17 protein-coding genes are annotated in these 12831 nt (G+C 68.9%); 14 read left to right on the top strand and 3 right to left on the bottom strand.

What is annotated here, in order from left to right; genetic code table 11:
- Together QNJ67_22540 and QNJ67_22535 are read left to right on the top strand one after the other, a co-directional pair.
- On the top strand, window positions 1-285 hold a 285-nt coding region (locus tag QNJ67_22540), incomplete at its 5' end, for a Smr/MutS family protein (GenBank protein MDJ0611768.1).
- Window positions 282-656, top strand: coding sequence for a helix-turn-helix domain-containing protein (locus QNJ67_22535; GenBank protein ID MDJ0611767.1), 375 nt, complete (start codon window positions 282-284; stop codon window positions 654-656). The genes QNJ67_22540 and QNJ67_22535, both read left to right, overlap by 4 nt.
- 94 nt (window positions 657-750) lie before the next feature.
- On the opposite strand, the gene hslU is transcribed toward QNJ67_22535, so the two are convergent.
- Both hslU and hslV read right to left on the bottom strand, forming a co-directional pair.
- Complete coding sequence (gene hslU / locus QNJ67_22530; GenBank protein ID MDJ0611766.1) at window positions 751-2124, bottom strand: ATP-dependent protease ATPase subunit HslU; 1374 nt, start codon at window positions 2122-2124, stop codon at window positions 751-753.
- The gene (hslV, locus tag QNJ67_22525) at window positions 2087-2641 is read right to left on the bottom strand and encodes an ATP-dependent protease subunit HslV (GenBank protein ID MDJ0611765.1); all 555 of its coding nucleotides are present in this window, start codon (window positions 2639-2641) and stop codon (window positions 2087-2089) included. Before hslV ends, hslU begins: the two co-directional genes overlap by 38 nt.
- Window positions 2642-2753: 112 nt before the next feature.
- Here hslV and QNJ67_22520 point away from each other — a divergent pair, with 112 nt between their 5' ends.
- The 3 genes from QNJ67_22520 to QNJ67_22510 all read left to right on the top strand — a co-directional run bounded on the left by QNJ67_22520 (window position 2754) and on the right by QNJ67_22510 (window position 5846).
- Window positions 2754-3071 carry a hypothetical protein gene (locus QNJ67_22520; protein ID MDJ0611764.1) on the top strand — a complete coding sequence of 106 codons (318 nt, stop codon included), beginning with the start codon at window positions 2754-2756 and terminating at the stop codon, window positions 3069-3071.
- A 126-nt stretch (window positions 3072-3197) separates the two neighbouring features.
- Entirely contained in the window at window positions 3198-4316 is a 1119-nt protein-coding gene (locus QNJ67_22515) for an NADH:flavin oxidoreductase/NADH oxidase (protein MDJ0611763.1), read from the top strand.
- A gap of 261 nt (window positions 4317-4577) precedes the next feature.
- The gene (locus tag QNJ67_22510; GenBank protein ID MDJ0611762.1) at window positions 4578-5846 is read left to right on the top strand and encodes an MFS transporter; all 1269 of its coding nucleotides are present in this window, start codon (window positions 4578-4580) and stop codon (window positions 5844-5846) included.
- Between the two features lie 141 nt (window positions 5847-5987).
- Here the strand turns inward: QNJ67_22510 and QNJ67_22505 are convergent, their stop codons facing one another.
- The gene (locus tag QNJ67_22505) at window positions 5988-6623 is read right to left on the bottom strand and encodes a LysE family translocator (GenBank protein MDJ0611761.1); all 636 of its coding nucleotides are present in this window, start codon (window positions 6621-6623) and stop codon (window positions 5988-5990) included.
- A 707-nt stretch (window positions 6624-7330) separates the two neighbouring features.
- Between QNJ67_22505 and hisB the strand changes: the two genes are divergently transcribed.
- The 9 genes from hisB to QNJ67_22460 all read left to right on the top strand — a co-directional run.
- Window positions 7331-7918: an imidazoleglycerol-phosphate dehydratase HisB gene (gene hisB, locus QNJ67_22500; protein ID MDJ0611760.1), complete on the top strand. Its 588-nt coding sequence runs from the start codon at window positions 7331-7333 to the stop codon at window positions 7916-7918.
- A complete protein-coding gene (gene hisH / locus QNJ67_22495) occupies window positions 7915-8559 on the top strand; it encodes an imidazole glycerol phosphate synthase subunit HisH (GenBank protein ID MDJ0611759.1) in 645 nt (214 codons plus the stop codon). Before hisB ends, hisH begins: the two co-directional genes overlap by 4 nt.
- Window positions 8559-9116: a GNAT family N-acetyltransferase gene (locus QNJ67_22490; GenBank protein ID MDJ0611758.1), complete on the top strand. Its 558-nt coding sequence runs from the start codon at window positions 8559-8561 to the stop codon at window positions 9114-9116. Before hisH ends, QNJ67_22490 begins: the two co-directional genes overlap by 1 nt.
- A complete protein-coding gene (gene hisA, locus QNJ67_22485) occupies window positions 9113-9874 on the top strand; it encodes a 1-(5-phosphoribosyl)-5-[(5-phosphoribosylamino)methylideneamino]imidazole-4-carboxamide isomerase (GenBank protein MDJ0611757.1) in 762 nt (253 codons plus the stop codon). Before QNJ67_22490 ends, hisA begins: the two co-directional genes overlap by 4 nt.
- Complete coding sequence (gene hisF / locus QNJ67_22480) at window positions 9868-10632, top strand: imidazole glycerol phosphate synthase subunit HisF (GenBank protein MDJ0611756.1); 765 nt, start codon at window positions 9868-9870, stop codon at window positions 10630-10632. Before hisA ends, hisF begins: the two co-directional genes overlap by 7 nt.
- Window positions 10633-10652: 20 nt before the next feature.
- Window positions 10653-10997: a phosphoribosyl-ATP diphosphatase gene (locus tag QNJ67_22475; protein ID MDJ0611755.1), complete on the top strand. Its 345-nt coding sequence runs from the start codon at window positions 10653-10655 to the stop codon at window positions 10995-10997.
- Between the two features lie 168 nt (window positions 10998-11165).
- Complete coding sequence (locus tag QNJ67_22470; GenBank protein ID MDJ0611754.1) at window positions 11166-11534, top strand: histidine triad nucleotide-binding protein; 369 nt, start codon at window positions 11166-11168, stop codon at window positions 11532-11534.
- Between the two features lie 224 nt (window positions 11535-11758).
- Window positions 11759-12352 carry a PDC sensor domain-containing protein gene (locus QNJ67_22465; protein MDJ0611753.1) on the top strand — a complete coding sequence of 198 codons (594 nt, stop codon included), beginning with the start codon at window positions 11759-11761 and terminating at the stop codon, window positions 12350-12352.
- A 31-nt stretch (window positions 12353-12383) separates the two neighbouring features.
- Window positions 12384-12831: type IV pili methyl-accepting chemotaxis transducer N-terminal domain-containing protein (locus tag QNJ67_22460; protein MDJ0611752.1), on the top strand; the 448-nt coding region annotated here is incomplete at its 3' end.

Below are 12831 nucleotides of genomic sequence, written 5' to 3'. Positions count from 1 at the left end.
CCGATCGAGGGCCGCCTCGACCTGCACGGCATGACCCAGGAAGAGGCGCGTGCGGCCGTCTCGGGTTTCATCGCAGCCGGCGTCGCCGCCGGCCGGCGCTGCGTCCTGGTCATCACCGGCAAGGGCAGCGGCCGCGACGGCGGGGTCCTGCGCCAGGGATTGCCGGGCTGGCTCAACGAGCCGGCCAACCGGACGCGCCTGATCGCCTTCGCGCCGGCGCAGCCGCAGCACGGCGGCCACGGCGCCATGTACCTCTTGCTCAAGCGGCCGCGCGACCGGCCATGACCCCCTTCGGACGGCGCCTGCGGGAGCTGCGCGAGGCCCGCGGCCTCAGCGCCAAGGACATGGCCGCCGGCCTCGGCGTCTCGCCGGCCTACCTCTCGGCCCTGGAGCACGGCCGGCGCGGGCGGCCGAACCGGCGCTTCGTGCACGGGGTGTGCCAGTTTTTCGGCATTATCTGGGACGAAGCGGAGCAGTTGCAGCGCCTGGCCGACATCTCCCACCCGCGCGTCGTGGTCGACACCGCCGGCCTCTCGCCGGCCAAGACCGAGCTCGCCAACCGCCTCGCCGAAACCATCGCGGAACTGCCAGACGAGCGGGTGGATCAGATCCTGGCGCTGCTGGAAGTGGAAACCCCCTCACCCAGCTCCGACTAAGGCGCGGCTGCACCGCGCCAAGTCTCCGCAACCCTCTCCCCCAAGTTTTGGGGGAGAGGGGGCGAAGCCCGGCGCTACGCGCGGTGAGGGGGCGTTACAGAATGAACTTCGAGAGGTCGCTGTCCTTGGCCAGGGCGCCGACCCGCTCGCGCACCATGTCTGCGTCGATCGTCACGGTCTCGCCGCTGCGGTCGGTGGCGGTAAAGGAGATCTCGTCGAGCAGCTTCTCCATCACCGTGTGCAGGCGTCGGGCGCCGATGTTTTCGACGTTCTGGTTGATCTCCTCGGCGAGGTCGGCCAGGGCGTCGATCGCCTCGTCGGTGAACTCCAGGGTCACGTCTTCGGTGCCCATAAGCGCCCTGTACTGGCGGATGAGGCTGTTCTCCGGCTCGGTCAGTATGCGCTTGAAGTCGTCGCGCGACAGGGCGTTCAGCTCGACCCGAATCGGCAGGCGCCCCTGCAGTTCGGGCAGCAGGTCGGACGGCTTGGCCAGGTGGAACGCGCCCGAAGCGATGAACAGGATGAAGTCGGTCTTCACCGCGCCGTGCTTCGTCGCCACCGTCGTGCCCTCGATCAGCGGCAGCAGGTCGCGCTGGACGCCTTCCCGGCTGACGTCCGCGCCCATGCGATCGGAGCGCGCGGTGATCTTGTCGATCTCGTCGAGAAAGACGATGCCGTTCTGCTCGACCGTGTGGATCGCCTCCTCGGTCACGGTTTCCTGGTCGAGCAGCTTGTCGCTCTCCTCCTGGGTCAGCAGCTGGATCGCCTCGGAGACCGGCATGCGGCGCTTCTTGGTGCGTCCGCCGAAGGCTTTGCCCAGCATGTCGTTCAGATTGATCATGCCCATGGAGGCGCCGGGCATGCCCGGGATGTCCATGGTCGGCAGCTGCAGCCCGCCGGCGTCGGCGACCTCGATCTCGACCTCCTTGTCGTCCAGCTCGCCGTTGCGCAGTCGGCGGCGGAACGCGACCCGGGTTTCCTCCCGGGCGTTCTCGCCGACCAGGGAGTCGACCAGCCGTTCCTCTGCGGCCAGCTCGGCCCGCGCCCGCACGTCCTTGCGCAGGCGCTCGCGGGTCATGGTGATCGAGACCTCGACCAAGTCGCGCACGATCTGCTCGACGTCGCGGCCGACGTAGCCGACCTCGGTGAACTTGGTCGCCTCGACCTTGATGAAGGGCGCCTGGGCCAGACGGGCGAGGCGCCGCGCGATCTCGGTCTTGCCGACGCCGGTCGGCCCGATCATCAGGATGTTCTTGGGCAGAACCTCCTCGCGCAGGTCCTCGGGCAGCTGCTGGCGGCGCCAGCGGTTGCGCAGGGCCTGGGCGACGGCGCGCTTGGCGTCGTTCTGGCCGATGATGAATCGGTCCAGCTCGGAGACGATCTCGCGCGGGCTGAAGGCGCCGGCGAAGCCGTCATGCGGCTTTTTCTGCTTACTCGGCAGAGAGGCTTTCGACGATGAGAGATTCATTGGTGTAAATGCAGATCCCGGCTGCGATGGACATGGATTTGCGGGCGATCGCCTCGGCGTCGTGGCCGTCGACGTCGAGCAGCGCCCGCGCCGCGGCGAGCGCGTAGGAACCGCCCGAACCGATTCCGATCAGGCCGTCCTCGGGCTCGAGGACGTCGCCGGTTCCGGTCAGCACCAAGGAGGCGTTCTTGTCGGCGACCGCCATCATGGCCTCCAGGCGCCTGAGATAGCGGTCGGTGCGCCAGTCCTTGGCCAGCTCGACGCAGGCCCGGGTCAGCTGGCCCGGGTGGGTCTCCAGCTTGGCCTCGAGGCGCTCGAAAAGAGTCAGCGCGTCGGCCGTCGCCCCGGCGAAACCGGCGATCACGTCGCCCTTGCCCAAGCGCCGCACCTTGCGCGCGTTCGACTTGATAACGGTCTGGCCCAGGCTGACCTGGCCGTCGCCGGCCACGACTACCTGGCCGCCCTTGCGCACCGAGAGGATCGTCGTGCCGTGCCACTGTCGCTGATCGTCGGACATGAGAAGACACATGGGCGACGGCGGCTGGCGGGTCAAGCGGTGAAGCCTGCCTGAGCGCGTGCTAGAGTAAAGTTGGTGACCAGCGGCGAGCCGAGCCATGGCGGACGGAACGATGAAAAGACGGGTTGGCAAGACCTGGGCGGCGCTGCGCATGGTCGGGCGGGTTCTGCTCGCGGCGATCGGCGTCTTCCTGGCCGGCTTCATGACCATCGCGGCGGCCGCGGAGGCGCGGGCCGACGACTTCTTCGGCACCTCGGTCTGCATGCTGGTCCTCGTCTTCGGCATCGAGCTGATCGCTCTGGCGACGCGGCGCGGCCGCGGCCCGGAGGCGCCGCCCAACGGCCCCGACCCGCTGCGGGACTTCTGGCGAGTCGACCGCGCCTACCCGATCCGCCACGCCAGCCGCTACCGGACCCACCACCGGCGCTAGATCAGATCTGATCTAGTTTCCTGCGTCTTGCCAGGGACAGGGCGGGCCGCTTACGGTGCGAGCCGTGTTCCCTGCGGTCCCGTTCCGGGGCCGCAACTTTTTCCAGCATAAGTGAGCCGCGCCGCCATGCCCTCGATCCTCTTCTCGCCAATCACGCTCCGCTCGCTCGAGCTGGCCAACCGCATCGTCGTCGCGCCCATGTGCCAGTACTCGGCGACCGACGGCACGGTTGGCGACTGGCACATCATGCACCTGGGCCAGTTCGCGGTCTCGGGCCCGGGTCTGGTCTTCGTCGAGGCCACGGGGGTCGAGGCGATCGGCCGCATCACCCCGGGCTGTGTCGGGCTCTATTCCGACGAGAACGAGGCGGCGCTGGCCCGGGTCGTGCGCTTTTTCCGCGACTACGGCAACGCCAGGATCGGCATCCAGCTGGCTCACGCCGGGCGAAAGGCCTCGACCGCCGCGCCCTGGCAGGGCGGCAAGCCGCTCGACGCCGGGAACGGCGCCTGGCAGACCGAGGGTCCCTCGGCGACGCCCTACGGCCCCGGCTGGCACACACCCAAGGCGATAGACGAGGCCGGGCTGGCGCGGATCAAGAACGCCTTCGTGGCCGCCACGGAGCGGGCGCTCCGCCTCGACTTCGACGTCATCGAGATCCACAGCGCCCACGGCTACCTTCTGCACCAGTTCCTCTCGCCGCTCAGCAACCGGCGCAACGACGCCTACGGCGGCCCGCTGGAGAGCCGCCTGCGCTTTCCGCTCGAGGTCTTCGAGGCGGTTCGCGCCGTCTGGCCCGAGGAACGGCCGCTCGGCGTCCGCTTCTCGGCGACCGACTGGATCGAGGGCGGCTGGGACGTCGAGAGCGCCGTCGCCTACACCAAGGCGCTGCTCGAGCGGGGCTGCGACTTCGTCGACGTCTCCAGCGGCGGTCTGGCGCCCGAGCAGCAGATCGTCTCGGCGCCCGGCTACCAGACCGGCTTCGCCGGCGAAATCCGGCGCGAGACCGGGGCGACCGTCATGGCGGTCGGCCGGATCACCGAGCCGCACCAGGCCGAGACCATCCTGACCAGCGGCCAGGCCGACATGATCGCGCTGGCCCGGGGCATGCTGTTCGATCCCCGCTGGCCCTGGCACGCCGCCGAGGCGCTGCGCGGCCAGGCCGCGTTCCCGCCCCAGTACCAGCGCTCCCACCCCTCGCTCGCCGGCGAACCGATCCCCGGCAACCCGCCCCCGGCGAAGCGCTGAGCCATTGCTGACGACGTCCTCAGTCGGCACCGTCACCCTTCGACAAGCTCAGGGTGAGGGTTGCGGTATCTCAAAAAAGTTCACTTCATCCTGAGCCTGTCGAAGGATGACCGCTCTCAAGAACTCCATGCATCGTCAGGCCGCGGTAGGCGGTTTGGCCGAAACGCGACAGCACTTGGCAGTACATCGCATCCCGGCCAGTCCTAGAGTGGGCCGCAGACGCACCCGCCCCATGAGACCGGGGCGTGAGAGGGATCGGAGATGAACCGCGACCGCCTGCACTTCCTGCTGCTCAACATCGGGCACTTCCTCGACCACCTCTTCACGCTGATCTTCGCGACCGTGGCCGCGCTCGCCCTGCACCGGGAGTGGGGCATCGGCTACGCGGCGCTGCTCGCCTACGCGACGCCCGGGTTCTTTGCCTTCGGCGTCTTCGCGCTGCCGGCCGGCTGGCTCGCCGACAAGTGGAGCCGCGACGGCATGATGACGGTCTTCTTCATCGGCATCGGCCTGGCCTCAATCGTCACGGGCTTCGCCCAGACTCCGCTGCAGATCGGCGTCGGGCTTTTCGTGATCGGCATGTTCGCGGCGATCTATCACCCGGTCGGGCTTGCCATCGTCACCATGAAGTGGCGCAACACCGGCATGCGGATCGCCGCCAACGGCGTCTGGGGCAACCTGGGCGTGGCCTGCGCGGCGCTGATCACCGGCTACCTGATCGACCACGGCGGCTGGCGCCAGGCCTTCATCCTGCCCGGGCTCTTCTCCATCGCCATGGGGCTCGCCTACCTGGCCCTGCGCCGGGAGTCGATCAGCGCCGAACGGGCCGAGGCCAAGTCGGCGCGCGCCGCCGCCCCGACGGTCATGGCCGCGGACTATCGGCGGCTCCTGCTGCGGGTCACGGTCATCGTCTTCCTGACCACGGCCGTCGCCTCGGTGATCTTCCAGTCGACCACCTTCGCCCTGCCGAAGATCTTCGACGAGCGGCTCGGCGGCCTGGCGCAGCAGCTCGCCGCCTGGGTCGGCGGCGCGGAAAGCGAGGGGCTTTCCACTGGCGGCCTCGCGACCATGATCGGCTCGCTCACCTTCTTCGCCTTCGCGGTCGCCTCGATCGCCCAGATCGCGGTCGGCCTCATGCTCGACCGCTACGGGCCGCGGCGCATCTTCATGGCGGTGGCGGCGATCCAGCTGGTCTGCTTCTCGCTCATGCCGGGCCTAACCGACGAGATCGCGCTGGTGGTCGCCCTCGGCTTCATGCTGGGCGCCTTCGGCCAGATCCCGATCAACGACTACATGGTCGGCAAGATGGCGAGCGGCGCGTTCCGCGCCAGGGTCTACGGCGTGCGCTATGTGGTCGCCTTCTCGGCGCTGGCCGCCGCCCTGCCGCTGATCGCCTTCGTCTACGACACCTGGGGCTTCGACACGCTGTTCCGCATCCTGGCCGGCGCCGCCCTGGTGATCTTCTGCGCGGTCGCGATCCTGCCACGCCGCCTGCCGACCCCGGCGTCCGCGCCGGCGCCCGCGGAATGATCGCTAGAGCAGATCCGGGTTTGATGGAATCGCCACGGGCGATCCATCAACCCGGTGAATCTGCTCTAAACCTAGGATGTAGAGCGGATTCACATGTTTAGTTGGAAACCACGTAGTGGTTCCATCCAAACATGATCCGCTCTAGGCCCGCCGGGTCACCGCCGTCAGCAGCCCCGCGCCGATCAGGAAGCCGCCGCCGATCCGGTTGAGCAGGCGGAGCGTCGCCGGGCGCCGGAAGCGCGCCCGCATCTCGCCGGCCAGGACCGCCCAGATCGCCACGTTGAGCGCCGCCAGGGTCAGGAAGGTGGCCTCGAGAACGACGAACTGCGGCAAGAGCGGCGCCGCCGGGTCGACGAACTGGGGCAGGAAGGCGATGAAGAAGACGATGGACTTGGGATTGAGCGCGGTCACGACGAAGGCGTTCCAGAACATCTTCCGCCCGTCTCTGCGCTCTGGGGCCTTGGATTCGGCGCCGGTCATGGCGGCGAGGGAGGGCTCGGAGCGCCAGAGCTGGACGCCGAGCCAGACCAGGTAGGCCGCGCCGCAGAGCTTCAAGACCGTGAAGAGCTCCGCCGAGGCGGCCAGGATCGCGCCGGCGCCCAGCAGAGAGACCGTCATGGCGGTGAAGTCGCCCAGGGTGACGCCGGGCACCGTCGCCCAGGCGGTGGCGCGGCCCTGGCCCAGCGCATAGCTCACCACCACCATGACCGTCGGCCCCGGAATGGCCAGCAAGGCTGCGCTGGCCAGCGCGAAGGCGATCCAGATTTCGAACGACATGGGCAACCTCCCTTTCCCCGGACCCGGAGGGTGAGAGAAGACAGGCGCGCCGAGGCTTGGCAAGACTTTCGCGGGAGGTCGCTAGCTTCCGCCGTTCTCGATTTGGCCCTTAACCGGAACCCCGAGGCGCTTGTAGCAGAGACCAACCAGGCCGGCGCCAAGTCCGCAGCCCAAGCCCATGCCTAGCAGCGCCCCCCAGATACCCCACCCCAACTGCCCGCCCACTATGACGGGGAAGATGGCCAGCACGCTGCCCGCTGCCACGATCGCGGCAATCAGACCAAGCTGCTTGGCTGTTCTCGGAGCGGTAATACAAACCATCAGAGGTACGAGAACGATCCCGACCATTCTGGCGATCCCGCTTTCGGCCGGGTCAAAATGTCTGTCGGCTAGTTCTCCGAAGACAGCCAAGCCCGGGGCGAGGAGGACAGCCGTCAAGACGAGCCACCCGGCGGAGAGCGGTTCTCTCTTGTCGCCTTGACCTTCGGTTTCTCGTTGCGCGCTCAAATTTCGAACCTTGGGAGTACTTCTACCGAGACTAACACCGGGTGTTTGCAAGGTGCTTAAGGCCCACTCGAGCGGATCTTTGCGGCTTCTCGCCCCGGGCAAGCCATCAACCCGGGATCTGCTCTGGCGAGCCCAGTTCCTTCCTGCTACAACGTGCCGCCTCGCGCCAGGGTGGCGGCGGGGCCAAGCAGGACAAGAGCATGCGCGAAGCGACGGTCGAGCGGAACACCAAGGAGACCAGGATCAAGGCGACGGTGCGCCTGGACGGCGGCGGCGCCTACGACGTGGCGACCGGGATCGGCTTCCTCGACCATATGCTCGAGCAGCTCTCGCGCCACAGCCTGATCGACATCACCCTCCGGGCCGAGGGCGACACCCACATCGACTTCCACCACACCACCGAGGACACGGGCATCGCGCTCGGACAGGCGGTCTCGAAGGCGCTCGGCGAGCGCAAGGGGATCGCCCGCTACGGCGACGCCCTGATCCCCATGGACGAGACGCTGACGAGGGTCGCCCTCGACGCCTCGAACCGGCCCTACCTGATCTGGAAGGTCGAATTCAGCCGCGACAAGCTGGGCGAGATGGATACCGAGCTGTTCAAGGAGTGGTTCCAGGCCTTCGCCCAGCACGCCGGCCTGACGCTCCACGTCGAGAACCTCTACGGCACCAACAACCACCACATCGCCGAGTCCTGCTACAAGGGCCTGGCCCGCGCCCTGCGCAAGGCGATCGAGGCCGACCCGCGCCAGGCCGGCAGCGTCCCCTCCACCAAGGGCTCGCTGTGACCGTCGCGGTGGTGGACTACGGCTCCGGCAACCTGCGCTCGGCCGCCAAGGCCCTGGAGCGGGCCGCCGCCGAGGCCGGCATGGACCGGGAGGTCGCGGTGACCGCCGAGCCGGACACCGTCGCCCGCGCCGACCACGTGGTCCTGCCCGGGGTCGGCGCTTTCGCCGACTGCCGCCGGGGCCTCGACTCGCTGACCGGCATGGCCGAGGCCCTGGAGGAGAGCGCGCGCCACAGGGGCCGGCCCTTTCTCGGCATCTGCGTCGGCATGCAGCTCATGGCGAGCCGTGGCCTCGAGCACGGGGAGCACGGGGGCCTCGACTGGATCCCCGGCGAGGTGGTCGCCCTGGCGCCCTCCGACGGGACCTACAAGGTGCCCCACATGGGCTGGAACGAGCTCGCCTTCGACCGGCCGGGCCACCCGGTCCTGGCCGGCCTCTCGGAGGGCGACCACGCCTACTTCGTGCATAGCTACCACTTCGCGACCGCCGACACCGGCGACCTCCTGGCCCACACCGACTACGGCGGCGCGGTGACCGCGGCGGTCGGGCGGGACAACCTGGTCGGCACCCAGTTCCATCCGGAGAAGAGCCAGGCCACGGGCCTCCGGCTGCTCGCCAACTTCCTGGCCTGGAGGCCGTGATGTCCGCCACCGGCCAAGCCGCGCCCGACACCCTGGTCGAGCGGATCACCGCCTTCGACGCCGGCGACCTGCACGACCTCTGCGACGCGGCCGACGCGGCGATCCTCGACGGCGGCGGCTTCGGCTGGCTGACACCGCCGCCGCGCCACGTCATGGAGACCTACTGGAAGGGCGTCCTGCTGGTGCCCGAGCGCGAGCTCCACGTCGCCCGGCTCGACGGCACCATCGCCGGCTCGGCCCAGCTGCTGCGCCCGCCCAAGAACAACGAGGCGCAGTCGCGGATCGGCCAGCTCACCACCTTCTTCCTGGCGCCCTGGGCGCGCGGCCACGGCCTGGCCCAGCGCTTGGTCGAGGCGGTCGAGGCGACCGCGCGCGAGACCGGGTTCCGGGTCATCAACCTCGATGTGCGCGAGACCCAGGAACGGGCGATCCAGATCTACGAGGGTCTGGGCTACCAGCGCTGGGGCGTCCACGAGCACTACGCCTGGGTCGACGGGCGCTGGGTGACCGGCCTGTTCTACACCAAGGACCTGGAACCGGGCGCCGCCACGGCATGATTCTCTACCCGGCGATCGACCTGAAGGAGGGCGCGGCGGTCCGCCTGCTGCGCGGCGAGATGGCCAGCGCCACGGTGTTCAACCCGGACCCCGCGGCCCAGGCGGCGGCCTTCGCCGAGGCCGGCTTCGAATGGCTCCACCTGGTCGATCTCGACGGCGCCTTCGCGGCCAAGCCGGTCAACCGCGCGGCGGTCGAGGCGATCCTCGCCGCGGTCGAGCTCCCCGTGCAGCTCGGCGGCGGCATCCGCGACATGGCGACGGTCGAGGGCTGGCTGGCTGCCGGCGTCAGCCGGGTCATCCTCGGCACCGCCGCGGTCAAGGATCCCGCGCTGGTGCGCGAGGCGTGCCGGCGCTTCCCCGGCCGGGTCGCGGTCGGCATCGATGCCCGCGACGGCCGGGTCGCGGTCGAGGGCTGGGCCGAGGATAGCGACCTGGAGGCCGAGGCCCTGGCCCGGCGCTTCGAGGACGCCGGCGTGGCGGCCCTGATCCACACCGACATCGAGCGGGACGGCGCGCTCCAGGGGGTCAACGTCGAGGCCACGGCGCGCCTCGCCGACGCCGTCGGCCTGCCGGTGATCGCCTCGGGGGGCGTGGCGTCCCTGGACGACCTGGCCGCCCTGCTCGCGGTCGAGCAGCGGGGCGTGGTCGGCGCGATCTGCGGCCGGGCGCTCTACGACGGCCGGATCGACCCCGCGAGCGCGCTGGCGCTGGTCGCCGGGGCCCGGGATACCGGCGGGAAGGCCGCGGGGCCATGCTGAAGGCGCGCATCATCCCCTGTCTCGACGTCAAGGACGGCCGGGTGGTCAAGGGCGTCAACTTCGTCGACCTGCGCGACGCGGGCGACCCGGTGGAGCAGGCCCGGCTCTACGACGCGGCCGGGGCGGACGAGCTCTGCTTCCTCGACATCACGGCGAGCCACGAGCGGCGCGACATCCTGCTCGACGTCGTGAAGCAGACCGCCGAGGCCTGCTTCATGCCACTGACGGTGGGCGGAGGGGTGCGCACGAGCGAGGACATCCGCCGGCTGCTGCTGGCCGGCGCCGACAAGGTCTCGATCAACACCGCCGCGGTCGCCAACCCGGACTTCGTGCGCGAGGCGGCGGAGAAGTTCGGCAGCCAGTGCATCGTGGTCGCGGTCGACGGCAAGAGCGTGGCGCCCGGCAAGTTCGAGGTCTTCACCCACGGCGGGCGCCGGCCCACGGGGCTCGACGCGGTCGAATGGTCGGCCCGCCTCTGCGAACTGGGCGCCGGCGAGATCCTGCTGACCTCGATGGACCGCGACGGCACCAAGCAGGGCTACGACCTGCCCCTGACCCGCGCCGTCGCCGACGCCGTGCCGGTCCCGGTGATCGCCTCGGGCGGCGTCGGCACGCTCGACCACCTGGTCGAGGGGGTGCGCGAGGGCCACGCCTCGGCCCTGCTGGCGGCCTCGATCTTCCATTTCGGCACCTATTCCATCGCCGAGGCCAAGCGCCACCTGGCCGCGGCCGGCGTGCCGGTGCGGCCCGTGCAATGATACCGAGAGGGCTCTGACGCATGAGCAAGTCGAAGAAGAAGAACAACAAGCTGAAGGGCGACTGCCTGGACCAGCTCTACGAGGTGATCGTCAGCCGGGTCGAGGCCGATCCGGAGTCCTCCTACACCGCCAAGCTGATCAAGAAGGGGGTCCAGGGGATCTCCAAGAAGGTCGGCGAGGAGGCGGTCGAGGCCGTGATCGAGGGCGTCGCCGGGTCGAAAGAGAGGCTTGCCGAGGAGAGCGGCGATCTGCTCTATCATCTCATGGTGCTGTGGGCGGCGCGCGGGCTGCAGCCGAGCGAGGTCTGGCAGGTGATGGCCGCGCGGCGCGGCATCTCGGGCCTGGTCGAGAAGGCCAGCCGCTAGAGCAGGTTGCTGAAAAAGTGCGAACCCGGCACCATCACCCTTCGACAGGAGTGCGGAGCACTTGCGCTGCGCGTGGGTGAGGGCGCGATGTCTCCATCATCGTAACCCTCATCCTGAGCCTGTCGAAGGATGACCGTGATCAAGGAATCCGACGGCCGGGAGGGGAGCATGGCTTACGACGAGAACAACATCTTCGCCCGCATCCTGCGCGGCGAGATTCCCTGCGACAAGGTCTTCGAGAACGACCACGTGCTGGCGTTCCGGGACATCAACCCCCAGACGCCGGCCCATGTCCTGGTCATCCCCAAGGGCGCCTACGTCTCCTCCGACGACTTCGCCGAGAAGGCCTCGGACGCCGAGATCGGCGCTTTCTTCCGCGCCGTCGGTCAGATCGCCCGTGATCTCGGCCTGGTCGCGCCCGGCTATCGGATCCTGGCCAACCACGGCCGCGACGCTCACCAGGAAGTACCCCACTTCCACCTGCACATCTTCGGCGGCAAGGACCTTGGCCGGATGATCAAGCCGGTCGACAAGTAGCCCTCTCGCCTATCCAAGGTAGAAACTCCGGCTCGGCCGATCGACGCGGCCGGGCGCGTCCCAGTGCGCCCGCGTTAAGGTTAACCCTTGATTCTGCCGACGATTTTCCAGTTTGGCCGGCCGATTTAATTCTATCTTAGGGGTCGTGGTTCATGACAATAGGCGGGAATCGCCCGCCCCGCCGGACGGTCCCCCACGTTCCTCGGCAGCGAAGAGAGTTAACAATGAGGACCATGGCTCTGTCTTTCTGCGCCGCGGCGGCCTGCCTGTTCATGGCCTCCGCAGCCGGCGCGGTCGGCCCCCACGAACAGCCGATCCGCCAGTTCGCCAAGACCACCGTCGCCGCCTGGATCAGCGACCCCAGCGTCATCAAGGCGATCAAGAGTCAGAACAAGCGGCACGCCAAGATCAAGCAGGCCAAGATCTCGGCCCTGGACAAGCAGTGGCGCGCCGAGACGTCCCGCTCGGAGCGGCCGCTGATCGACCAGGTGCTGGCCAACAGCCTGTCGCGCTTCCTGGCCAAGGCCAAGAGCGAGCAGCACGGCGTCGTCACCGAGGTCTTCATCATGGACAACAAGGGCCTGAACGTCGGCCAGAGCGACGTCACCTCGGACTACTGGCAGGGCGACGAGGCCAAGTGGAAGCAGACCTACCTGGTCGGGCCGAACGCCATGCTGATCGACGAGATCGAGTTCGACGAATCGACCCAGACCTTCCAGACCCAGGTCAGCATGTCGATCACCGATCAGAACGGCGCGGTAATCGGCGCGATCACCGTCGGCATCGACGTCGAGGCGATCGTCTGGGCGAGCCTCTAGGGGGACCGCGAAGGAAAAAAGGACAAGAACAATGGGCAAGAAAGCAAGCAAAGCGAAGATCCAGATCGCCGGCCTGTTATCCGCTGTCATCCTCGTTCTGGCCGTGTCCCCCGCCGAGGCGAACAAGCAGAACAACCGCTCCTTCACCATGGCCGAGCGCCAGCTGCTGCTCCTCGAGCGGATGACCAACAGCGCCCTGCTCGCGGCGCTCGGCATCGACGCGGCCCCGCGGCTGGGCTCGATCCACTGGTCGCGCTTCCGCTTCGACACCATGCAGAAGGAGCTGCGCCAGGGGAATCCGGGCATCGGCCTGGTGCCGACCACCAAGCCCGAGCTGGTCCAGGCGCTCGACCGGGTCGACGCTTTGTGGCGGCGCTACGACTCCCTCTTCGTCGAGGTCGCCAAGTCCAAGAAGATCTCCCGCGAGCAGATGACGGCGCTGACCGCGAGCCACGCCGAGACGCTCGAGGCCCTGGCCG

The sequence above is a fragment of the Kiloniellales bacterium genome (assembly GCA_030064845.1).
Taxonomy (GTDB): Bacteria; Pseudomonadota; Alphaproteobacteria; order Kiloniellales; family JAKSDN01; genus JASJEC01.
This window is presented reverse-complemented; position numbering and strand designations above follow the sequence as displayed.